Source organism: Phyllobacterium brassicacearum (genome assembly GCF_003010955.1).
Lineage (GTDB): Bacteria > Pseudomonadota > Alphaproteobacteria > Rhizobiales > Rhizobiaceae > Phyllobacterium > Phyllobacterium brassicacearum.
The window spans coordinates 31028-53022 of the sequence record NZ_PGGO01000013.1; the positions used below are offsets into that span (position 1 = coordinate 31028).

Below are 21995 nucleotides of genomic sequence, written 5' to 3' on the forward strand. Positions count from 1 at the left end.
TATCACGATTTTGCTCACGCGATCACGTAATCGCGTCGATGTCCTCATCGGAGAGATTATACGGAACGACCGTCACCGGAATGGAGAAGGATTCGCGCCCGGCAAGCGACTGGACGAGGGGGCCGGGGCCTTCTTTGCCGGAGCCCGCGGCCAGGACGAGGATGGCAATATCCTGATCCTCTTCGATCAGTTTCTGAATCTCTTCGGACGTAATTCCCTCACGCACAACGAGTTCCGATTCGATTCCAATCGATTCACGCACACTTGCCGCAAACTTGCTGAGCGTCGAATGGGCACGCTCCTCGGCTTCCGCACGCATGATCTGCTCGACGCCCAGAAACGCTTGGAAATCGGCCGAGTCGATGACGAACAACAGCAACAGCACGCCGCCGGTGGTCTTGGCACGGCGGGAGGCATAAGCGACTGCACGTTCGCATTCAGGCGTCTCGTCGATGACGGCCAGAAATTTGCGACGGTGGCCGGCTTCGCGGCTGAGACGTTTCGATACCATGTGGTCAACCTGCCCTAACCGTTGAGCGTCCGCAAGGCCCGGGCCTAATCCTGCAGAAAGCCCATAATATCACGGACATTGCGCATCGTCTTCTCGGCAAGAACGCTCGCGCGTTCGCCACCATCTTTCAGGATCGCATCGACATGGCCGGGGTCTGCCGAAATCCGGCGCATCTCCGCAGCGATCGGCGCCAGTTTCTCCACAGCAAGGTCGGCTAGCGCCGGCTTGAAGACAGAAAACTGCTGTCCGCCAAAATCGCGGATGACGCTTTCCTTGTCGCTGTCGATCAATGCAGCGTAAATGCCGACAAGGTTGTCTGCTTCCGGACGATCCTTCAGTCCGTCAACATCCGACGGCAGCGGTTCCGAATCTGTCTTGGCCTTGCGAATCTTCTTCGAAATCGTGTCCGCATCATCGATGAGGTTGATGCGGGATAGATCGGATGGATCGGACTTTGACATTTTTTTGGTACCATCACGCAGACTCATAACGCGTGCGGCAGGACCACCAATTACCGGCTCGGTCAGCGGAAAGAAACTTGCAATTGTTTCGTCACCCGATTGCGTCTCGACACCGAGCCCAAGTTCAGCAATTCGATCCGAAAAGTCCGTGTTGAACTTCTGGGCAATATCGCGCGTCAGCTCCAGATGCTGCTTCTGATCTTCGCCAACCGGTACGTGGGTTGCGCGATAGGCGAGAATGTCGGCTGCCATCAGATTGGGGTACGTAAAGAGACCGACCGAGGCATTTTCGCGATCCTTGCCCGCCTTGTCCTTGAACTGAGTCATCCGGTTCAACCAGCCCATGCGAGCGACACAATTGAAGATCCAGGCAAGTTCGGCATGCTGGTGAACGCGGCTCTGGTTGAAGACGATATGCTTCTTTGCATCGATGCCCGAGGCGAGGAACGCAGCAGTCACTTCTCGCGTATTGCGCATCAGCTCGGCCGGCCCACCCCAGACGGAAATGGCCTGGGTGATCGCATGCTGGTCCACGACGCAATAGATACAGTTGTTACTTTCCTGCAGTGCAACCCAACGGCGGATTGCACCGAGATAGTTGCCGAGATGCAGATTGCCGGTTGGCTGGACACCGGAAAAGACGAGCGGTTCAAACGTGCTCATAAATCGTCCTTGATCGTTCGGAGATCGGGCCCGCGGCGCCGATAGCAATGAAGACGCGGTTTTGGCAGAGGGAGGCGTTGTATTCAAGCCCTATCAATGCAAGGGCTCATTTGAGTTCCAACAGATCCCATTTATTGCCGTAAAGGTCTTCAAACACGGCAACGCTGCCGTAGGTCTCATGGCGCGGTTCTTCGAGGAACCGCACGCCATCTTTCATCATGGTCGCATAATCCTGCGCAAAATCGTCAGTCTGCAGAAACAGTGCGACGCGTCCGCCGGTCTGGTTGCCGATACTTGCCTCCTGTATCTCACCGTCGGCTTTGGCGAGGAGCAACCGGCTGTCGCCCTTTTCGGGAGCGACGACAACCCAGCGCTTGGCATCCGAGAGAGGAGTGTCGCTGACAAGTGAGAAGCCAAGCACTTTCGTGTACCAGGCAATTGCCTCGTCATAGTCGCGGACGACCAGTGTGATCATGCCAAGATGACGACTCAAGATGCGGTGTCCTCGGGGGGGATTTCCGGGGTTTTTGCTCCGCGTCTGACGTTGCGCCGTATCATGCCGAGACTGGCACCGCCGGTCCCAAATGCCAGCGCGAAGTAAAGGATCATCGATAGTCCGACCAGTGACATGACCGCGATCGCCTGCGTGTGCAGCGGCGCATGCGGAGCAAGTGCGGGACCCATCCAGGCAATGGCATAATAAAGCGCAAGCCCCATCAGGCCGGCGGCGAGGACCAAGCGTGGAATGCGTGTCAGCAAGGGAATGTCGCGGCCCCAATGCCCTCTCCACACGAGCGTTGTGAATAGCAGGATTGCATTGGTCCATCCGGCGACGACCTCGGCTGTTGCTATGCCGGTCTCTGCCATTACGGGGAAAAGCGTTAGCGCCAGAGTGACATTCACGATGACAGCTATGATGGCAAAGATCATCGGCGTCCGGGTATCCTCGCGGGCAAAGAAACCCGGCAAAAAGGCTTTGATAAGTACGAAAGCGGGAAGTCCAAGGCCATAAATTGCCAGAATATTGCCGACAGTGTGGGTGGAAGCCGTAGAGAAATTGCCACGCTCGTAAAGCATGCGAACGATTGGCTCCGACATGACCAGGAGAGCGGCTGCAGCGGGAAGTGTCAGGAAAAGGGTGAATTCCACCGATCGGTTCTGCAGGCTGCCTGCCTCCTTGAGATTGCCTGAGCGCAGGGCACGGGCCAGTTCCGGCAGAAGCACTGTTGCAACGGCGATACCAACGACACCAAGTGGAAGTTGATAGATCCGGTCGGCATAGGCGAGAGACGAAATCGCCCCTGACTTCGCTGACGCAATATTCGTGTTGATAAGGAGGTTGATCTGGGTAATGCCACCGGTAACGGCTGCGGGGAAAGCGAGTACCAGCAACCGTTTGACGTTCGGGGTCAGGTGGGGCAAGCGGAATCCGATTGAAATCCCGGCGTTGCGAACAGCGAACCAGACGATCGCAAGCTGGACGACGCCTGAGGCCATTACACCCCAGGAAAGCGCATATCCAACCTTCGTGCCATCGTGTCCTTTCAGCCAAGCGTAGCCGAGGATGGCGATGAGGATCACATTCAGGAAGACCGGCGCAATTGCAGCCGCGAAATAGCGATGCAGAGAATTGAGCATACCGCTCATCATTGCCGCAAGCGACATGCAGGCAAGGTAAGGAAACATGATGATCGCCATCGACACGGTGTTGTCGAACTTCAGCGCATCCTCAACGAAGCCCGGCGCTATCACATAACGCACTATTAGCGGCATGGTGAGTTCCATAAGGATCGTCAGGCCGAGGAGCACCGTGAACAGGACGCCGAATACTTCCTCGGAAAAGCGCCGTGCGCCATGCAGTCCGTTGGCTTCGATTTCCTTCGCGAACAGTGGAACAAAGGCGGCGTTGAAGGCCCCTTCGGCAAAGAGCCTGCGGAACGTGTTCGGAAAGCGGAAAGCCGCGTTGAAAGCGTCAGCGATTGGACCAGTACCCAGCGCTGCTGCCATCAACATCTCGCGGGTGAAACCGAAAACGCGGCTCATAAGCGTGCCGGATGCAACCGTGGCAAATTTTTTGACCAGACTCATTCTACTCTGCCGTCATGAGAAGGTTTTGCCGTTGCGGCTGAGCCGTCGTTATGTCACCTTCACCGAAGAGCGCGAGCAGTTTTTTACGGATCCTATTTTGTCTCGCCGTGTTGGTAATTTGATGGCCAACGAGATCGGTGACATAGAACACGTCGATGACCTTCTCACCGAATGTGGTCACATGGGCTGAGGTGATGTCGAGTGAAAGATCCGAAATGATGCCGGTAATTTCAGACAGAAGGCCGGGACGGTCCAAGCCTTCCACCTCGATGACGGTGAATTTGTTGGAGAGCGTGTTGTTGATTTCGACCCTCGGTGTGATGCGGAACGCCTTGACGGCGCGCTTTGGTTTGGTGCGTGCGGCAAGCATTTCCGGCAAGTAGGATTTTCCGGAAAGCACGTCCTCGATCAGGCGACCAACACGCATGGCGCGCCGCCGCTCATCGTCGTCGGTCGGGAATTCACGGCTGATCAGGATCGTATCAAGAGCACGTCCGTCGCTCGTTGTAAAAATCTGTGCATCGACAATATTCGCGCCGGCTGCGGCACAGGCACCCGCGATGATCGAGAGCAGGCGCGGGTGATCGGGCGAAAGCACCGTGATCTCGGTGACACCCTCGAAATCATGGGTCTTCACCATGGTTGCAAGCGTTTTCCCGCCCGCGTCCGACTCGCGTATGAAGTTGGCGTGGCGTATCTGGTCATCAAGGCTGACCGTCAAGAGGTAGTTTTGATAGTGCAACGCCAGATAGGATTGGCGATCAACCTGTGGCCACGATGACAGGGCGTGATCAAGTTGCGCCCTGGCATGATCTGTCCGGTCCTTGCGAGATACTTCGGAGAAACCGCCCGTCAACAACAATTCGGTTTCGTAGAATAGGTTGCGCAGCAATTGGCCTTTCCAGCCATTCCAGACACCTGGTCCGACCGCCTTGATGTCGCAAATGGTCAGAACCAACAGCAATTTCATTCGATCAAGGGTTTGCACGATCTCGGCAAAATCCTCGATCGTCTTGCGATCATTGAGATCGCGCGACTGCGCCACTCGGCTCATCGTCAAATGCTGGTCGACGAGCCAGGCCACGGTTTCCGTATCCGCCTTCGAAAGTCCAAGGCGCGGACATATGCGCCGTGCAATGCGAGCACCGGCAACGGAATGGTCTTCCGGGCGCCCCTTCGCGATATCGTGGAGCAGCAAGGCGACGTAGAGCAGTTTCCGGTCTTTCTTGAGGCCCGGCATAATCTGGTTGGCGAGCGGGTGTTCCTGTCCAAGGTCGCCGTGCTCGATTTCCGAAAGTACTGCTATGCAGCGCAACAAATGCTCGTCGACAGTGTAGTGATGATACATGTTGAATTGCATCATCGCGACAATCTTGCCGAAGTCCGGGATGAATTTACCAAGAACGCCGGATTCATTCATCCGCCGCAAGATGAGTTCCGGGTTGCGTTCCGAGGTGAGGATTTCCAGAAAAAGACGATTTGCTTCGGGATTTTCCCGCAGATCGGCGTTAATCAACGACAGAGAACGCGTCACCAGCTGCATGGCATCCGGGTGAAATTCCAGCCCGTGTTCATCCGCAAGATGAAACAGGCGAATGAGGTTGACCGGATCCTTGCGGAACACGCCGTCATTGGCAATTGTGATGCGATGATTGTCGACGACAAAGTCGACAGTACCGGCAAGTTTGCGCTTGCGCCGCGAAAACGTCAGGAAAATGCGGTTAAAGCCGGGGACGTGCTTTGCCTGTGCTTCTTCGAGAGCAGCGCAGATAATGCGCGTGAGATCACCGACTTCCTTGGCCACGAGGAAGTAGTGCTTCATGAAACGTTCGACGTCACGCTGGCCGGGGTGCGCCGTATAGCCAAGCCGCCGGGCAATCTCGCTCTGGATATCGAAGGAAAGCCGCTCTTCAGCCTTGCCTGCGATGAAATGCATGTGGCAGCGAACCGCCCACAGAAGATCTTCGGCCTTGCGGAAGATGTTGTGTTCGGCGCGTGATAGAACGCCGAGCGTCACCAATTCGTCGCTGGTCTTCACCCGGTAGTAGTATTTGGCGATCCAGAACAGTGTGTGCAGGTCGCGCTGACCACCCTTACCTTCCTTGACATTCGGTTCAACCAGGTAGCGTGTAGCTCCTGCCTTGCGGTTTCGTGCGTCACGTTCGGCGAGCTTGGCTTCGATGAATGCGGGGCCGGTACCCTTGACCACCTCCACATCGAAGCGCTGTACCAGCTTGGTGAAAAGCTCTTCATTACCGCAGAGATAGCGTGCTTCAAGAATGCTGGTTCGGATCGTCATATCGGACAGCGACAGACGGATCGACTCGTCGAGATTGCGTGTGGCGTGTCCGACTTTGAGCCCGAGATCCCACAACATGTACAGGATATACTCGACGACCTGCTCACCCCAGGGTGTCTGTTTGTAGGGCAACAGGAACAACAGGTCGATGTCCGATCCCGGAGCGAGTCCGCCACGGCCGTAGCCGCCAACAGCCACGATAGTCATGCGCTCTGCTGTTGACGGGTTTATCGCCGGATAGACGTGGGTGATTGCGAATTCGTAGAGCGCCGAGATGATCTGGTCCATGAGATAGGAAAGGCGCATCGCACAAGTTGTGCCACCCGCGTCCTTCATCAACATCTCTTCGGCACTCTTGCGGCCGGCAGTCAGCGCTTCTTTCAACAGCTGCAATACGTCATTGCGATTGACAGAAGCTGCGCCGCTTTTTCTCGCCGATTGGACCAGTTCCTCAAACTGACGATGAAGTTTGGCCGGGTTGACGATCTGTTCCAGTTTCAGGTCTGAGGCGCTCATGAACACGTCTTTATGAATGATGGCCGCACGCTATAGCGCGAATTTGCTTCGAACGGAATGATTACATTTGACCGCGATTGATTCAGGATGTCGGATGGACAGCAAGACCCTTCAGTCTGTAAAGAGCATCGAGCGCCTCACGTGGCGTCATTTCGTCTGGGTTGACTGAGGAAAGGGCCGCTAAGAGTGCACTGTCTCGGCCCTGCACCAGTTTGGGTGGTTGCCGCCTGACTTCGACGGAGAAGAGCGGCAAATCGTCAATCAGCTTGTCGGCCTTACCGGACGTCTCGCCTGCTTCAAGTTGATGCAGTACATCGCGGGCGCGATTGACGACGGCTTCCGGCAATCCTGCCAGGCGGGCTACCTGCACACCGTAGGAGCGATCTGCTGCCCCCTTTGCGACCTCGTGCAGGAAGACGACATCGCCGTCCCATTCCTTGACCCGCATCGTTACATTGCTCAGTCGTGGCAGCTTTTCCGAGAGTGCAGTCATTTCATGGAAGTGTGTGGCAAAGATCGCCCGGCACTGGTTCTTTTCATGCAGATATTCGACCGCCGCCCAGGCTATGGAGAGGCCGTCGAACGTTGCTGTGCCACGCCCTATCTCATCGAGTATAACCAGCGAACGATCGGTGGCCTGATTGAGGATTGCGGCCGTCTCGACCATTTCCACCATGAAAGTGGAACGTCCGCGCGCGAGATCGTCGGAAGCGCCAACGCGTGAAAACAGTCGGTCGACAATACCGATGTGCGCCGAGCCTGCCGGAACGAAGGAGCCCATCTGCGCCAGGATAGCAATCAGAGCGTTCTGGCGCAGGAATGTCGACTTGCCGCCCATATTCGGGCCTGTCAGCAGCCAGATTGCGCCTTTGGACGGGCCTTCGGGCGATAAGTTGCAATCATTGGCAACAAACGGATTGGCTGCCTGCCGGCGCAGCGATTGCTCAACCACCGGGTGCCGCCCTGCGACTATTTCGAAGGCGAGGCCGTCATCGACGAGCGGACGGCAATAGCCCTGTTCCTCGGCAAGGGCGGCCAGAGAGACTGAAACGTCGAGGGCTGCCAGTGCAGCGGCGCCGGCGCGTATTGCGTCGGCATTGGAGACGGTCTCATTCGTTAATGTGTCGAAAACGCCAAGCTCGATGGAAAGTGCCCGGTCCGCAGCGTTGGCTATCTTGGTTTCCAACTCCGCGAGTTCCGTCGTCGTAAATCGCATTGCATTGGCAATGGTCTGACGATGGATGAATTTCCCCTTGGCCTCAGCTGTATCGGTCATTACCGAGGCGTTGTTGGCAGTCACTTCGATGAAATAGCCAAGCACATTATTATGCTTGATTTTGAGCGACTTGACGCCAGTCATCTCCATATAGTCCGCCTGCAGACCGGCGATAATACGGCGCGAATGATCGCGCAAAGCCCGCATTTCGTCGAGCTCGGCACTGTATTGTGCGCGCACGAACCCGCCATCCCGTTTGAGAAGCGGCAACTCATCATCAAGCGCCTGGTCAAGGTGCATCATGAAATCGGATGGTAGTTGACCGAGTTGATCACGGACCTTTGCGAGTTCCGGCGGCAACGCTTCATTGCCGAGCACCTGCGAAATTTCGGCTGCTGCCTCAAAACCTCGCGCGAGTGCACCGAGGTCGCGCGGTCCTCCGCGACCCACCGCCAGTCGTGACAGGGCGCGGGGCATGTCGGGCACGCCCTTCAGGGCTTCGCGCATAGGGTCGGCGAGCGACTGGCGAGCGAGAAAGAAGGAAACAGAATCCAGCCGTTCTGCGATGCCTATTGGATCGGTGAGGGGAGATGTCAACCGCTCTGCCAGCAGCCGCGCACCACCACCTGTGATCGTACGGTCGATGGCTTTGAGAAGACTTCCTTCTCTGCTCCCCGACAGCGTGCGCAGGAGTTCAAGATTGGCGCGGGTGGCCGGATCAATAAAGAGTGATCCGCCCTCGGATTCGCGCTCGGGCCGCATCAGTGGCGGGCGTTCGGCGATCTGGGTCTTCTCGATATACGCAATTGCGCCTGAGATGGCGGAGAGTTCGGCACGCGTGAACTGGCCGAAACCATCAAGTGTGCTGACATCGAAATAGCGTTGAATGCGCGTCTCAGCTGTCGCACTGTCGAAGAGACTGGGCGGTTGCGAACTGACGGAACGGCCAATCACATCGAAGACCGGCCTCAGTTCCGGGTCATGGAATACCGGGTCTGCAACGATCAATTCACGTGGTTCGACGCGCAGGATGTCAGCGAGAAGCCGGGAGGTGTCGGTCTCGCTCACACGGAATGTACCGGTGGAAATATCGATCCAGGCAAGGGCGAACTGGCCTTGGCCCGTTCCCTTGACGCGGCCAAGCGTCATCAAATAATTGGCCTCGGATGGATCGAGAAGTTTCTCCTCGGTGATCGTCCCCGGGGTCACAAGCCGCACGACATCCCGCTTGACGACCGACTTTGCCCCGCGTTTTCTCGCTTCGGACGGATCTTCGATCTGCTCGCAAACGGCGACGCGGAAACCACGCGCGATCAACTTCTGCAGATAATCGTCCGCAGCATGAACCGGAACGCCGCACATGGGGATATCGTTGCCGAGATGCTTGCCGCGTTTGGTTAGCGTAATGCCGAGCGCACGAGAAGCCTCGACCGCATCATCGAAGAACAGCTCGTAAAAATCACCCATGCGATAGAAGAGCAGGCTATCCGGGTTGGTGGCCTTGATCTCGATATATTGTTCCATCATCGGCGTTGGGCGTGCCAATGGTTCAGCCTCGTAAGACGAAGGTTCGATGATAGATGCCAGTTCGGCCAAGACGCTCTCCATTGACCGAGTCCGATCGGGAGCAATCTATTCGCTATTGCGGGATTTACACACCTCTTCAGTGCTCACTCAAGGCTTTTCCCACAGGTGATGACGTGTGCCCGAGCAATTCCAGCAAGAGTGCGTAGCGGTTTTGCGACCGGAATTGCGTAACTACTTGACCGCGATTTTATGCGAAGCGTTTCGCCTCGGCGGCATAGTGACTGATGTAACGTTCTGAAATACGGGTGACGGGCAGGATGATGAACACGTCGGTTGTACCAAAATCGTGATCGATTACGGCACCGTCACCGATCATCGCACCAAGGCGCAAATAGCCCTTGATCAGCGGTGGCATGGCGAACAACGCCACCCTGGCGTTAATTGCCTCGGTGGGGACAAGATCCATCGGCTGGTAAAGCGCGGGAAGGGCACGTACATCCCAATCCGGTGTCGCACGGCAATTATGCTGCAGGAACGACAGCGGGAGGGCGTGAGCGGCCGGCACGGTTCCATGGAACGAGGCGCATCCGAACATCACGCCAATGGAATGGTGCCGGCAATAGGTCCATATGCCCTGCCAAAGCAGCTCGACCGTGCGTTTTGACCGGTACTCCGGCAGAACACAGGAGCGTCCAAGTTCAAGGAAGCGCAATTCTGGCTTCGCAGTAACGAGGCGGTCGATGGAATACTCGCTTGCCGAATAGAAACCGCCAGTCTCGAACGCCTTTTCCCCACGAAGAAGCCGGTATGTCCCGACGATTTGCTTATGCTTCGGCCCGGGAATTGAGGTGTCGTAGACGAGCAGGTGATCGCAGAAGGGATCAAAGCGGTCGGCGTCACGCTGTTCCGACGTCGCCGAGCCCTTGGCCCCGAGTTCATCAAAAAAAACCTTGAATCGAAGTTGCTGCGATGATGCGATCTCGTCCTCGGTTTGCGCAAGGCAGACCTCCATCGTACCGATGCGACCGAGCACCGAAACAAGGTGTGGCGCCGTAAACGGCGAGGGAGTTGAATCGACCTGCGACATCATCCGTTGATCTTTAGTGATTGAAGCAGGTTCAAGCAAGGCGATGCCCATAGCGATTCGCTCTCATCCGGAGTTAATCGGTGATTGTTCATCTTTGAATACAACAATTGGATGACGGCTACATGACGTGGAAAACGGCTAATTTCTTCAGTTTTCACCGGGTGCGCCGTTTCGGGACCGCCGTTCGCGCACCCAGGCAACAATTTCTTCGATCACAACCAGCGCTGCGCCAATCGATATATAGGCATCGGCCAGATTGAAGACGGCAAACGACCATGACGGCAGGTGGAAAAGAATATAGTCGATGACGTATCCGTGTAGGCTGCGGTCGATTAGATTGCCGATAGCACCGCCGACGATCAATGCGAATCCAGTGCGGGATATCCAGCGGGCCGATGCGGTGGTCCACCAAAGATAACTGACAAAGCCAATGACAACGACGGTAAGTCCGATCAGGGCCGTATCGTCCAGGCCACTGAGCATCGAAAACGCGATGCCATTGTTGTGAACCCGAAAAAGTGCGAGAAAGGGTAATAGGTCTATCTGCTGTTGATAATCCATGCCAGTCTCGACCAGATACTTGATGATCTGGTCGCTGATGACAGCGACGGCAATGATGGCAAAAAGGCTGTAAAAGGCTTTGCTCTTCATAAGTTTGTTTTCTCAAGTTCCGCTATCGAGCTTCAGCGCGCCGCGTCTGATCTCGAACAACATGACGCCAGTCGCAATGGCGAGATTGAGGGAGTCGGCGCGGCCCTCCTGTGGAATTCGCGCAAGCTTGTCGCAGGCCGACGCAAGATGGTCCGGCAACCCTTGCTGCTCATTACCCATCACCAAGATAACTGGCTTATTGCCATAAGCTATGGTCCGATAGTCGACTGCACCTTTGAGATGAGTTCCCACGATCAGACCCGAAAATCCCTTCCTCCAGGTAAGGAACTCAGCTTCTGTGGCGCGCGTCACAGGTACGGCAAAAACCGAACCCATCGTGGCGCGAACTGTTTCCAGCGAAAACGGATCGGTGGTGTCGCCAATGAGGATGATACCTTTCGCGCCCACTGCATCGGCCGTGCGAACGATCGTTCCAAGATTGCCGGGGTCGCGTACGCGGTCGAGCGCGACATAGACGTCGTTGCCCTGCGGCTTGATTGCGGACAGCGATAGGACCTTCTGTTCGAAGACACCGACAACCATTTGCGGGTTATCGCGCCGCGTGATGGCAGCAATCACCTTCTCGCTGACTTCGAGCACATCTCCGCCCTTGGCGATAGTGCGGGCTGCGACCTGTTCGACTAGGGAATTGCCCTTGCCTGCCTTCGAATAGACCAGGGTCTTGATGGTCCAGCCAAGGTCGAGTGCATCGATCACGAGCTTCAGGCCTTCGGCGATGAAGGCGCCTTGCTGGTCGCGATATTTCTTTATCGCCAATGAACGCAAATCCTTGACGATCGGATTGGTCAGGCTGGTGACCTCCTTGACCTTTCCGGGACGGGCCAGCCCGCTGTCCCGGTGGTGGTGGTCGTCGTGTCTCGTCATTTTGCACCCCAACGACTAAAGAGGGAGGTAGAGAGCGCTCGCCCGGACGAACGTTCACGCAGGATGAGCTCACCGGACTGTACTTCGCCGCCAAGACCGGTAAAGGCATCCCGCATCAGTTCATGGATCGCAAAGAATGAAGCGCGAATTGAGTAGGCCGTCAGAACGACCGCGAGCGGGTTTGGGTTGAGGATCGCGCGGCAAAGATCGACCATATCGGGCAAATTATCGAACAACTGCCAAACTTCGCCATTCGGCCCGCGTCCGTAAGCCGGGGGATCAAGCAGGATGATATCGTAACTGCTGCCGCGCCGTTCTTCTCGCGCCACGAATTTCATCGCATCTTCGCAGATCCATCGAATGGGTTTGCCGGAAAGTCCGGCCATTTCCTGGTTTTCCCGCGCCCACACAATGGCCTTTTTCGACGCATCGACATGGGTAACTTCCGCACCGGCCCGGGCTGCGACCAACGAGGCAACGCCCGTATAGCCGAAAAGATTGAGAACCTTCACTGGCCGCTTGGCCCCACGGATCAAACTGTCCATATGCGACCAGTGTGTGCCCTGCTCGGGAAACACGCCTACGTGCCGGAAGGAAGTGAAGCGGCCAAAAAAGGGGAGGCCGTCAAATGCAAGTGGCCACGTCTCGCCGAGGGGCACTTTCGGGAAGTGCCAGCGGCCAACGCCTTCTTCATCGGTATTGCCGGTAAAGACGGCGTCGGCCCTGTCCCACTCCGACCTGTCCCAGGCGGGAAGCCAAATAGCTTGGCCCTCCGGACGGATAATACGGTAGGGCCCATATTGCTCGAGCTTCAAACCGTTGCCGCTGTCGAGGAGCGCGTAATCCTCCGAGGGGAGGGTTTCGAGAATGAGGCCTGTCTGTTCGTGCGGACGTGCACCGGAACGCCGGGTCAGCAGACGTCCAGGCGTTGGTTCCGAGCGTGGCGTTGGCTTTGCTTGCGCTTCGCTGTCTGCAGCACGCACTGGTTTGGCAAACTGCGGACGCGGCTTGGTCGCGCTCTGCCGATGGGGAGTGCTTTTGGGTGCACTACCCTTCGTGCCTGCGCCCTTGGCTTTCCTGATTTTTCCGCCATACGATTTCAAGTCGTGCTTTCCTCATAGTACTTTGGAGGTTTCCTATGCCATGACGAGGAAAGGCGAAAGCAAAAACGATCAAGCTGACGCGGCTATCGCCTTTTCATAGACGAGAATTCCGGCAGCGAGGTCCTCCAAAGCAGCACCAACCGACTTGAACAGCGTGATTTCGTCAGCGGATTGACGACCCTGGATCGCACCACGTGTCAAACCAAACAAATCGCCGACCACATGGCTCTCGGTCACGATGCCGGCCTTGATTGGCTGCACAATGTCGCCGCCTTCCTTCAAGGCGCCGTCCTTGGTATCGACAAAAACGCGAGCGAGCCGGATGCACTCGTCATCGCTCTCACGCATTGTAGGCGTGAACGCGCCGATCAAATCCACGTGAGCGCCAGGCTTCAGATGCTTGCCGAGGATCAAGGGCTCCGTGGACAGTGTTCCCGCCGTGATGATATCAGCCTCAGCGATTGCAGCGTCCTTGTCCTGGACTGCCTTTGCATTAAAGCCCTCCGCGACAAGCTCGGCTGCCACTTTTTCTGCTCCAGCGAAACTGCGGTTCCAGATCGAAATTTCCTTGATGGGCCGGATGGCGCTGTGCGCACGTGCCAGAAAACGGGAAAGCGCACCTGCACCCAGCACGACGAGCTTCGACGCATCCTCGCGCGCAAGATAGCGGGCGGCGAGCGCTGATGCGCCTGCTGTGCGCCATAGCGTCAGACGTTGTCCATCGATCAACGCCTTGGGTTCGCCGGTCTTGCCGTCGAGGAGAAGATAGACCCCCATGACTGCGGGTTTGGAGACGGCGCCATTGTCCGGCGAGACAGTGACGATCTTGACGCCCATGTAACCCTTTGAGGAATCGCCAAGTGCGTCGAAATCCGACCATGCCGGCATCAACAGCAAAGTCGATGCGGCACCGTCTGGCCGTCCGACCGTGTGGTGATGACGAACGGGCTGGATAACGCCTTGACGGAAGGCCTGCTCGATCGCGGCGATCATGTCGGGCCAATTCAACAGGCCGTCGACCTCGACCGGAGAGATCAGTTTCATGGAAAATCCTTGTGTTTGTAATGCCTAATGCAGCGAGGGAAGATTAGGCGTGGACGTGTTCTCGGCCGACGCCTTGCGCGCTTCCTTGCGCAGAAGCTCCGCCTCTAGCTTGCGCTGTCTCGCCAATTTCCGGTGTTTGCCCTGATTGTACCAAGTCGCAAGGCTGCCAAGAACCAGTCCGACAATAAGGGCAAGAAACAGCCAGACAAACAATGGAGCGGAATAGGAAAGCAGGGGATTTCCCGGATTGAACGGGTCGATCGTAAGGGACACTGCCTGGCGATTCGCCACTGACAACGCAATCAGAATGACGGCAAGCGGCAGCAGAATGAGCACGACAACGATGCGATTGACCATATCTATCTCCCCGGAAGCGCTTCAAACGCTCAATAGATGCGCCTCACCCGTGCGAATTGAGCCTGTCGCGGAGTTCCTTGCCGGTCTTGAAAAAAGGCACCCACTTTTCCTCAACGTCGACGCTCTCGCCGGTACGCGGATTGCGGCCACTGCGCGCCGGGCGGTTCTTCACCGAAAAGGCACCAAAACCACGAAGCTCGACCCGATTGCCTTCAGCCAGTGCGTCGGTGATCTCGTCAAAGATAGCACCAACAATATTTTCCACATCACGCTGAAACAGATGTGGATTGCGGTTGGCAATGATCTGCACGAGCTCTGATTTGATCACAGCGAAGTCCCTTCCGGTTCAAGATCAGGCGGGCACGGTCGAAAAGGTTGCAGCCTAACGACTATGTCACTGATCTTATGTGTTTAATACCTTATTGCGCCCCGACAGGCTTGCCGTCAACGTGCCAAACAGAAACGAGCCCGTCAAGGAAGATACGCTCCCCAGTCAATTCCCGTAGTATTCCGGCACTTTCCTGTGGAATGCCGAGGTACTGAGCAAGCATATTCAGGGCAGATTCTGAGAAAAGTCGGCCCAGGGATGATTTTTGGACGGGTTTCCACTCGACGACGGGCAGCTTGCTGTCGACGCCTTTCGTCGCGAGCCAACCAATTGCCTTGTCTTCGCCGCCAAGTTCATCAATCAGCTTGTTGGCAACAGCCTGACGTCCGGTGAAGACCGACCCGTCAGCAAGTGCCAGGGCCTGTTCATGGCTGAATTTGCGCCGTTCCTGAACAAGACCAACGAACCAGTCGTACGAATCAATGATCATGCGATGGATCATGGCTTTGGCTTCATCGCTGGCAGGATTGAAGAAATTGGGCTCTGCCTTTAGCGGACTGGATTTGATCGTTTCGACTTTGACGCCGAGCTTGGTCAAAAGCTCCGAGATGTCGGGATACTGGAAAAGCACCCCGATCGACCCGATGATCGAGGATTGGCGCGCGACGATATGGTCCGTGGCACTGGCAATCATGTATCCCGCCGAAGCGGCAAGAGTGCCAACCTGCGCGACCGCAGGCTTCTTCATAGCGAGTTTGCGCACAGCTTCGTAGATTGCCTCCCCGCCGGCGGTTGTGCCACCTGGTGAATCAACGGTTATAATGACGCCTTTCACTGCGGCGGACTCTTCTACATCCTTGAGGCGCTTGAGCAGTTCTTCGTTCTCAAAAATCGTCCCCTCGACGCGAACCTTGGCGATGTGTGGCGTCGACTTGCTGGAGAAACTATCCTCGCCGGTGGATAAAAAGTAGAAAGAAATCAATGCAAGCGCGATAAGCAGAAGTGTGAAAGCGCGCCAGAATGTCAACTTCCTGCGGAGGCGTCGTCTGTCGATAATTGCGTCAGCGGTATTTGCCATCGTCGTGTCCGTTCGCTCTCAGGTTCGGTTGGGTAATCTTCTGCGACAACATTTTATGGAAGTCCAGACGTCATGCCGCGGCGTTTGATCTGCACATGCATCTTGTAACTCGTCGAATGACGGCATATTTGTTGCCTCGAATGCAACTTGTGCGACTAGTACTCCGTCCATTTCATCGAAAAATAACCATATTGGCGTTCAAGTAGCCATATTACTGTAATCGGTAACCGCAGTCAGACCTATGTCCATCGAAAGATACGATATGCATCCCGTGCGCGATGCGACCACTGATGTCGACCACCACGCTGAGGTGGCGCGGCAGTTTGCTGCTTCCGATAAGGATTCTACGGTTTTTCGCGCGGCCGAGCGCCATTCCCGACGTGTGCGTTTTTTGAAGTTCGCTCTACCCGCAGCAGCCTTGCTTGGCGCGGCAGTGTTCTCGTGGTTTACATTCTTTTCGACGTCCAGTGTGCCAAGCAACATTTCACTTGATAATGCGGGCATTGAGGACGGGAAGCTGGTAATGACCAATCCCAAGCTCGACGGGTTTACAAAGGACAAACTACCTTACAAAATGAGTGCAGTACGGGCGTTGCAGGAAGTGGGCAATAGTAACGTCATTTCCCTCGAAGGGATCGACGCGGAAATTCCGCTTGGCACAGAATTGCGCGCCCAGGTCAAAGCAAAGTCGGGAGTTTTCGATAATGCCAATCGCCAGCTGACGCTTGACAGCGACATAAGTCTGACAACATCCGATGGCATTACGGCACGGCTGCAATCGGCTGATATCGACATCGCAGGAAATTCCATGTCGACTGATCAACCGGTCAGCATCAACAATAGTAATTCGCAGATTACCGCTGACAGCATGCAAATCACGGAAAGCGGTAAAGTAATGACTTTTGAAAAGCGCGTAAGGCTTGTCATTCAGCCCGCAAAGCTGCAAGAAGGTGGCAAGGAAGTCAAATCGCCAGAGTGAATTCTGGAAGCGATTGCGATTTCAAGGGAATATCCCGAAGCTAGGAGAGAAGACGATGTCGTGCGGGGCAAGACTGATCAGCATTTCGACAGTTGCATTGGGTATATTGGCATCTTCAATGATCGTTCCCGCTGTTGCACAGGATGCCGGCGCCGCGAAGGGTATCAAGCTCTCCGGTGATCAGCCGATCCAGATCGATGCGGACAAGCTCGTGGTACATGACAATGAAGGTACCGCTACCTTCACCGGCAATGTCACAGTTGTTCAGGGGGCAACGCTCCTGAAGGCTGGTTCGATGATCGTCTATTACGTCAAAAACGACAAGAAAGAGACCGCTGGTGCAGCCCCAACTGCGAACGCGCCGAAGGACGGCGGCCTTGCGGCGCCAGGTCCTGCAGCTCAGGACATTGACCATCTTGAAGTGAACGACAAGGTTTATGTGAAGTCCGAGGATCAGGTTGCGACCGGTGATCACGGTACTTTTGATATGAAAACGGAAGTGCTGGTTCTTACCGGGAACAAGGTCGTACTCACGCAGGGCGACAATGTCGCCATCGGTTGCAAACTGACTGCACAGCTGAAGACCGGCGAAGCACAGCTTGAAAGCTGCAAGAGTGGTCAGACCGGTCGTGTTTCGATCGTTGTTGCGCCCAAGAACGCTCCGAAGAACTGAGCCATTAAGTGACCTTGTTTTCGCGTCGCCCCACCAGCAAGACGTCTGCGCGGCCAGACTCCAGCGTTTCCGAAATGCGACCAGCCGATCCGGCAGCCAAGGATCGTATGAAGGGTACGCTTGTCGCGCGCGGGATCACCAAGAGTTACAATGGCCGCCAAGTGGTCAACGGCGTGTCGTTTGGGGTTCGCTCAGGCGAGGCTGTTGGTATTCTTGGGCCAAACGGTGCAGGCAAGACGACATGCTTTTACATGGTCACCGGTCTTGTGCCGGTCGATAAGGGCACGATCGAGATCGATGGTTTCGACGTGACGACAATGCCAATGTATCGCCGTTCGCGGCTTGGCATTGGTTATCTGCCCCAGGAAGCGTCGATTTTTCGTGGCCTTTCTGTCGAGAATAACATCAAGGCGGTTCTTGAGGTTGTCGAAAAAGACCGGGGCGCCCGCGCGCAAGAACTCGATTCCCTTCTTGAAGAGTTCCATATTGCGCACTTGCGAAAAGCCCCGGCGATCTCGCTCTCGGGCGGCGAGCGGCGGCGTCTGGAAATTGCACGCGCTTTGGCTTCCAGGCCCAATTTCATGCTATTGGACGAGCCTTTCGCCGGTGTCGATCCAATTGCCGTTGCCGATATTCAGCAATTGGTACGGCACCTGACCGGACGAGGGATTGGAGTGCTCATTACGGATCACAATGTGCGCGAGACACTCAAGCTGATCGATAGAGCGTATATTATTCACGCGGGGCAGGTGCTTACGCATGGCCGACCAGACGAAATTATTGCCAACCAGGATGTCCGCCGACTTTATCTGGGCGACCAGTTCAAGCTCTGAATTTTGTAGTTCTTGTTGAAATTCGTGAAGAATTACGTTTCAGACACCCGCATTGGTTGAAAATTCGCATAGCGCGGCGTTTTTTGGTCCCTTGCGATTGACAAGCAAGGATCGGGCCAGTTCTGTACATTAGCAGGGAATTTCGTACAGGAGCGTCATCGTTCATCATGGCCTTGTCGCCAAAACTCGATCTCAGGCAAACTCAGGCACTGGTAATGACGCCGTTGCTCATGCAGTCGATTCGACTGCTGCAACTGACGCATGTTGAACTCGAACAATTCATCGATCAGGAGATAGAAAAGAATCCCTTGTTGGAGCGCGACGAAACCTACGGCGACCGCTTGTCGCTCGACGAACGCAATCTTGGTGGGGATCGTAGCTACTCCGACGGAGAGGATTTCAACAGGGCGAGTGCGAGCGGAGATTCGGATGCGCGTGATGATCGTGACGATCCGAATGATCAAAGCGATCACTGGCTTGTGAGCGGCGAGTCGACAAGTGCCGGCTCGATGTCCGATACTTTTGATAGTTCGCTTGAGAATATTTTTCCCGATGACCCCGGTACGCAGGATTTCATTGCAGGCGATCTTGCCTCTCAGTGGAAGTCATCGTCCGGCGACGGTTATGTTTCTGTTGGGGGCGAAGGATATAATCTCGAACAGGTTACAGCATCTCCGCTGACGCTTCGCGATCACGTTGGCGAGCAGATCGTCTTTGCATTCATCAGCGCCGCTGATCGGCTGATTGCTGCGGAGCTGGCAGATCACCTCGACGAAATGGGATACTTGCGCGCTGATACCTGCGAGATCGCCGAAAGACTCGGCGTCGACATGGCATATGTGGAAAAACTGATTGCAGTGATGCAGGGGTTTGAACCGGCAGGACTGTTCGCCCGAGATCTGGCTGAATGCCTGGCACTTCAGCTTCACGCCCGAAACCGGCTCGATCCTGCGATGAAAACCCTGTTGCAGCATCTGGATCTTCTCGCAAAGCGCGATTTTAACAGTCTGAAGAAACTCTGCGAGGTGACTGACGCGGATATTCTCGACATGTTGCGAGAAATTCAGCTTCTCGACCCAAAACCGGGAACCGCTTTTTCTTCAGGCGTAGCGGACAGCATTATCCCTGACGTGCAGGTCGATGCCGGACCGGACGGAACCTGGCGGATCGAACTCAACCCCGACGCTCTGCCGCGTGTCCTGGTCAACAACAATTATTACGCGACCGTGACGAAGGCTAAAGTGTCGACGGAAGAAAAGACGTTTCTGAGTGAGTGTCTGCAGAATGCTAACTGGCTAACCCGCAGTCTCGATCAGCGTGCCCAGACAATTCTGAAGGTCGCCAGCGAAATCGTGCGCCAGCAGGAGAACTTCCTCCTGTACGGCATTGCGCACTTGAAGCCACTGAACTTGCGCAATGTGGCCGACGCGATCGGTATGCACGAATCTACCGTAAGTCGCGTTACAGCAAACAAGTACATGCTGACCAAGCGCGGCGTCTTTGAATTACGCTACTTTTTCAACGCGGCAATTTCCGCAACCGAAGGAGGTGAGCAACATTCGTCACAATCTGTTCGCCACCAGATCAAACAACTTATCGACGCTGAGGCAGCCGATGATATTCTATCGGACGATACAATTGTCGACCTGCTGAAGCAACAAGGCGTGGAGATTGCTCGCCGTACCGTAGCCAAATATCGGGAAGCCATGAATATTGCATCTTCGGTGCAAAGGCGACGCGAGAAAAAAGCCCAAACCTCTGTGCGCAAGGGCGATGGAAGGTCTGGATTCGTCCGCAACACAGGTGTAGGGTTTTTGCGAGTGGGTAAATAAACTGGGCCAAAGAAGTCCGGTCAGGGAGAGAGAGAAGCGCCGGTAATTTGCGACAATCGGAGCGAAAGCGCGCGTTTGAACATGACGAATCAGAAAGCGAAATGTGATGGAAGGCTCGCACGGAATGTGCGGGATGTCTTTGCTCGGCTCTCAACAACAGTGTAGATTGGCTAGGGCAATGAAAATCACAATGAAGGTGAGGTATCATGAGTCTGCGTGTATCTGGGAAACATATGGACATTGGTGACGCTTTCCGCGTTCGGATTGAAGAGCGGATCGGGGAGATGGTGACCAAATATTTCGATGGCGGATATACCGGCCACGTTACAGTGGAAAAGCAGGGATCGCGATTTATTGCAGACTGCCTCATCCGCCTGGATACTGGTACGGTGTTGCAGGCTGCAGGTGAAGCGCAGGATCCGCTCCTCGCCTTTGATGCAGCAGGAGAGCGTGTGGACAAACGCCTCCGTCGCTACAAGCGGCGTCTCAAATCGCATCAGGCCCCAGGTTCGAACGGTGTTTTCGACGATGTTTCCTATCGCGTCATGGCCCCCGTGCCGGACGATGATGAGGATTTCCCGGAGGATTACGCTCCAACTATCGTTGCAGAATCGTCAATGGCACTTCGAAGCATGAGTGTGGCATCGGCTGTCGTGGAACTCGATCTGAAAGATAGTCCTGTGGTAGTATTCCGCAACTCTGGCAGTACGCAGGTTAATATCGTATATCGCCGTCCTGACGGAAATATCGGCTGGATCGATCCCTCGGCAGTGGCTGGCCAAAACGCTGCCCAGCAATGAGCAAGACCTAGCGCAATTTGAACTATCGTTCGCGCTCATGTAAGAGCGCGGACGGTAACTGGAAGGAAGAGAGATAATGGATCTGGGTGATCTCATTCAGCCTGACGCTGTCCTGCCCGCATTGAAAGTCAATTCCAAAAAACAACTTTTGCAGATCATGTCGGAAAAGGCAGCTGCCTTGACCGGCTTGAGTGAGCGGGAAATATTTGACACTGTCTTGCAACGCGAGCGCCTTGGCTCTACTGGCGTCGGCAATGGTATTGCCATTCCGCATGGCAAGATCAATAGCGTCAAACGCATTGCTGGGGTTTTCGCCCAGCTCGAGACGTCCATCGATTTTGAGGCACTCGACGATCAGCCGGTTGACATCGTGTTCCTGTTGCTGGCGCCCGAAAATGCGGGCGCAGATCACCTCAAGGCTCTGTCACGCATCGCCCGCATGTTGCGTGATCCGGAACGCATTGCAAAGCTGCGGACTGCCCACGACGCGAGCCTGATCTACGAACTTTTGACGACACAGCCAACCTCAAACGCAGCTTGATCACTAATCTCTCAGTGTAAATAAAAGCCGCCCAGATGGGCGGCTTTTTTTACGAGGATCGGTCGATCTTTCTGCCGTAAAGCTCGAGCCGGTGATGGATAATGTCGTAGCCGAGAGACTTGGCGATCTCTTCCTGCAGCTTTTCGATCTTGTCCGACTTGAACTCGATAACGGCGCCCGTATCGACGTCGATAAGGTGATCATGATGTTCACCATGCGCCTGTTCGAACCGCGACGGTCCGCCATTAAAGGCGTGGCGATGAATGGCGCCCATCTCCTCCAGCAGGTTCATTGTGCGATAAACCGTTGATAGGGAAATGCTGTCATCGATCTCGATGGCGCGGTGAAAAATCTTCATCGCGTCTGGGTGGTCCTCGGTAGAAGTCAGAATATCGAGAATGATTCGGCGGGGCCGGGTGATGCGTACGCCTGCATTACGCAGTTCTTTTTCATAATCCGGCTTTTGATTGAAGGTATGTTTCATGAACGCAATTATGCGCCAGATCGGACACAGTTGCAAAGA

The 21995-nt window shown here is 55.5% G+C and carries 21 protein-coding genes; 6 read left to right on the forward strand and 15 right to left on the reverse strand.

The genetic code is table 11. From position 1 onward, the window contains the following. Positions 1-22 precede the first annotated feature (22 nt). The 14 genes from CU102_RS17180 to sppA all read right to left on the reverse strand — a co-directional run bounded on the left by CU102_RS17180 (position 23) and on the right by sppA (position 15814). Positions 23-511: a universal stress protein gene (locus CU102_RS17180; RefSeq protein WP_106712333.1), complete on the reverse strand. Its 489-nt coding sequence runs from the start codon at positions 509-511 to the stop codon at positions 23-25. Between the two features lie 44 nt (positions 512-555). Next, positions 556-1635 (reverse strand): tryptophan--tRNA ligase, encoded by a 1080-nt coding sequence (gene trpS / locus CU102_RS17185; RefSeq protein ID WP_106712334.1) that lies wholly within the window; start codon positions 1633-1635, stop codon positions 556-558. A gap of 106 nt (positions 1636-1741) precedes the next feature. Next, the gene (locus tag CU102_RS17190) at positions 1742-2110 is read right to left on the reverse strand and encodes a VOC family protein (protein WP_208113845.1); all 369 of its coding nucleotides are present in this window, start codon (positions 2108-2110) and stop codon (positions 1742-1744) included. A gap of 14 nt (positions 2111-2124) precedes the next feature. Beyond that, positions 2125-3723, reverse strand: a complete 1599-nt coding sequence (gene murJ, locus CU102_RS17195; RefSeq protein ID WP_106712336.1) for a murein biosynthesis integral membrane protein MurJ — start codon at positions 3721-3723, stop codon at positions 2125-2127. A gap of 1 nt (position 3724) precedes the next feature. Next, positions 3725-6538, reverse strand: a complete 2814-nt coding sequence (locus CU102_RS17200; RefSeq protein ID WP_106712337.1) for a [protein-PII] uridylyltransferase — start codon at positions 6536-6538, stop codon at positions 3725-3727. Positions 6539-6620: 82 nt separating this feature from the next. Continuing rightward, positions 6621-9281 (reverse strand): DNA mismatch repair protein MutS, encoded by a 2661-nt coding sequence (gene mutS / locus CU102_RS17205; RefSeq protein WP_245425394.1) that lies wholly within the window; start codon positions 9279-9281, stop codon positions 6621-6623. A gap of 247 nt (positions 9282-9528) precedes the next feature. Then, positions 9529-10368, reverse strand: coding sequence for a l-ornithine N(alpha)-acyltransferase (olsB, locus tag CU102_RS17210; protein WP_106712449.1), 840 nt, complete (start codon positions 10366-10368; stop codon positions 9529-9531). Positions 10369-10515: 147 nt separating this feature from the next. Continuing rightward, entirely contained in the window at positions 10516-11019 is a 504-nt protein-coding gene (gene lspA, locus CU102_RS17215; protein ID WP_106712339.1) for a signal peptidase II, read from the reverse strand. Between the two features lie 12 nt (positions 11020-11031). Beyond that, positions 11032-11904 (reverse strand): TrmH family RNA methyltransferase, encoded by an 873-nt coding sequence (locus CU102_RS17220; RefSeq protein ID WP_106712340.1) that lies wholly within the window; start codon positions 11902-11904, stop codon positions 11032-11034. Then, the gene (locus CU102_RS17225; protein ID WP_245425381.1) at positions 11901-13007 is read right to left on the reverse strand and encodes a class I SAM-dependent rRNA methyltransferase; all 1107 of its coding nucleotides are present in this window, start codon (positions 13005-13007) and stop codon (positions 11901-11903) included. The genes CU102_RS17220 and CU102_RS17225 overlap by 4 nt, the downstream gene beginning before the upstream one ends. Before the next feature lie 69 nt (positions 13008-13076). Then, positions 13077-14051, reverse strand: a complete 975-nt coding sequence (gene lhpI / locus CU102_RS17230) for a bifunctional Delta(1)-pyrroline-2-carboxylate/Delta(1)-piperideine-2-carboxylate reductase (protein ID WP_106712341.1) — start codon at positions 14049-14051, stop codon at positions 13077-13079. 24 nt (positions 14052-14075) lie between these two features. Then, positions 14076-14408: a LapA family protein gene (locus CU102_RS17235; RefSeq protein ID WP_106712342.1), complete on the reverse strand. Its 333-nt coding sequence runs from the start codon at positions 14406-14408 to the stop codon at positions 14076-14078. Positions 14409-14451: 43 nt separating this feature from the next. Next, positions 14452-14736 (reverse strand): integration host factor subunit beta, encoded by a 285-nt coding sequence (locus tag CU102_RS17240; protein WP_106712343.1) that lies wholly within the window; start codon positions 14734-14736, stop codon positions 14452-14454. Positions 14737-14827: 91 nt separating this feature from the next. After that, positions 14828-15814, reverse strand: a complete 987-nt coding sequence (sppA, locus tag CU102_RS17245) for a signal peptide peptidase SppA (protein WP_106712344.1) — start codon at positions 15812-15814, stop codon at positions 14828-14830. 262 nt (positions 15815-16076) lie between these two features. On the opposite strand from sppA, the gene lptC reads away from it, so the two are divergent. The 6 genes from lptC to ptsN all read left to right on the forward strand — a co-directional run bounded on the left by lptC (position 16077) and on the right by ptsN (position 21472). Further along, a complete protein-coding gene (gene lptC / locus CU102_RS17250; RefSeq protein WP_245425396.1) occupies positions 16077-16793 on the forward strand; it encodes an LPS export ABC transporter periplasmic protein LptC in 717 nt (238 codons plus the stop codon). A 55-nt stretch (positions 16794-16848) separates the two neighbouring features. Next, positions 16849-17466 carry an LptA/OstA family protein gene (locus CU102_RS17255; RefSeq protein WP_106712346.1) on the forward strand — a complete coding sequence of 206 codons (618 nt, stop codon included), beginning with the start codon at positions 16849-16851 and terminating at the stop codon, positions 17464-17466. 74 nt (positions 17467-17540) lie between these two features. Continuing rightward, on the forward strand, positions 17541-18299 hold the full coding sequence (gene lptB, locus CU102_RS17260) for an LPS export ABC transporter ATP-binding protein (RefSeq protein ID WP_106712347.1): 759 nt from the start codon (positions 17541-17543) through the stop codon (positions 18297-18299). A 167-nt stretch (positions 18300-18466) separates the two neighbouring features. Then, positions 18467-20131, forward strand: a complete 1665-nt coding sequence (rpoN, locus tag CU102_RS17265) for an RNA polymerase factor sigma-54 (RefSeq protein WP_106712348.1) — start codon at positions 18467-18469, stop codon at positions 20129-20131. Positions 20132-20337: 206 nt separating this feature from the next. Next, on the forward strand, positions 20338-20931 hold the full coding sequence (gene hpf / locus CU102_RS17270; RefSeq protein WP_106712349.1) for a ribosome hibernation-promoting factor, HPF/YfiA family: 594 nt from the start codon (positions 20338-20340) through the stop codon (positions 20929-20931). A 76-nt stretch (positions 20932-21007) separates the two neighbouring features. After that, positions 21008-21472, forward strand: coding sequence for a PTS IIA-like nitrogen regulatory protein PtsN (gene ptsN / locus CU102_RS17275; protein WP_106712350.1), 465 nt, complete (start codon positions 21008-21010; stop codon positions 21470-21472). 49 nt (positions 21473-21521) lie between these two features. On the opposite strand, the gene CU102_RS17280 is transcribed toward ptsN, so the two are convergent. Then, positions 21522-21956 (reverse strand): Fur family transcriptional regulator, encoded by a 435-nt coding sequence (locus tag CU102_RS17280; protein ID WP_106712351.1) that lies wholly within the window; start codon positions 21954-21956, stop codon positions 21522-21524. Positions 21957-21995 lie beyond the last annotated feature (39 nt).

What these genes read in the sequence shown, in the direction of transcription:
- CU102_RS17180 (WP_106712333.1), bottom strand. Translation starts at nt 511, where the DNA reads ATGGTATCGAAACGTCTCAGCCGCGAAGCCGGCCACCGTCGCAAATTT.
- trpS (WP_106712334.1), bottom strand. Translation starts at nt 1,635, where the DNA reads ATGAGCACGTTTGAACCGCTCGTCTTTTCCGGTGTCCAGCCAACCGGC.
- CU102_RS17190 (WP_208113845.1), bottom strand. Translation starts at nt 2,110, where the DNA reads ATGATCACACTGGTCGTCCGCGACTATGACGAGGCAATTGCCTGGTAC.
- murJ (WP_106712336.1), bottom strand. Translation starts at nt 3,723, where the DNA reads ATGAGTCTGGTCAAAAAATTTGCCACGGTTGCATCCGGCACGCTTATG.
- CU102_RS17200 (WP_106712337.1), bottom strand. Translation starts at nt 6,538, where the DNA reads ATGAGCGCCTCAGACCTGAAACTGGAACAGATCGTCAACCCGGCCAAA.
- mutS (WP_245425394.1), bottom strand. Translation starts at nt 9,281, where the DNA reads ATGATGGAACAATATATCGAGATCAAGGCCACCAACCCGGATAGCCTG.
- olsB (WP_106712449.1), bottom strand. Translation starts at nt 10,368, where the DNA reads ATGTCGCAGGTCGATTCAACTCCCTCGCCGTTTACGGCGCCACACCTT.
- lspA (WP_106712339.1), bottom strand. Translation starts at nt 11,019, where the DNA reads ATGAAGAGCAAAGCCTTTTACAGCCTTTTTGCCATCATTGCCGTCGCT.
- CU102_RS17220 (WP_106712340.1), bottom strand. Translation starts at nt 11,904, where the DNA reads ATGACGAGACACGACGACCACCACCACCGGGACAGCGGGCTGGCCCGT.
- lhpI (WP_106712341.1), bottom strand. Translation starts at nt 14,051, where the DNA reads ATGAAACTGATCTCTCCGGTCGAGGTCGACGGCCTGTTGAATTGGCCC.
- CU102_RS17235 (WP_106712342.1), bottom strand. Translation starts at nt 14,408, where the DNA reads ATGGTCAATCGCATCGTTGTCGTGCTCATTCTGCTGCCGCTTGCCGTC.
- sppA (WP_106712344.1), bottom strand. Translation starts at nt 15,814, where the DNA reads ATGGCAAATACCGCTGACGCAATTATCGACAGACGACGCCTCCGCAGG.
- lptC (WP_245425396.1), top strand. Translation starts at nt 16,077, where the DNA reads ATGCATCCCGTGCGCGATGCGACCACTGATGTCGACCACCACGCTGAG.
- CU102_RS17255 (WP_106712346.1), top strand. Translation starts at nt 16,849, where the DNA reads ATGTCGTGCGGGGCAAGACTGATCAGCATTTCGACAGTTGCATTGGGT.
- lptB (WP_106712347.1), top strand. Translation starts at nt 17,541, where the DNA reads ATGCGACCAGCCGATCCGGCAGCCAAGGATCGTATGAAGGGTACGCTT.
- rpoN (WP_106712348.1), top strand. Translation starts at nt 18,467, where the DNA reads ATGGCCTTGTCGCCAAAACTCGATCTCAGGCAAACTCAGGCACTGGTA.
- hpf (WP_106712349.1), top strand. Translation starts at nt 20,338, where the DNA reads ATGAGTCTGCGTGTATCTGGGAAACATATGGACATTGGTGACGCTTTC.
- ptsN (WP_106712350.1), top strand. Translation starts at nt 21,008, where the DNA reads ATGGATCTGGGTGATCTCATTCAGCCTGACGCTGTCCTGCCCGCATTG.
- CU102_RS17280 (WP_106712351.1), bottom strand. Translation starts at nt 21,956, where the DNA reads ATGAAACATACCTTCAATCAAAAGCCGGATTATGAAAAAGAACTGCGT.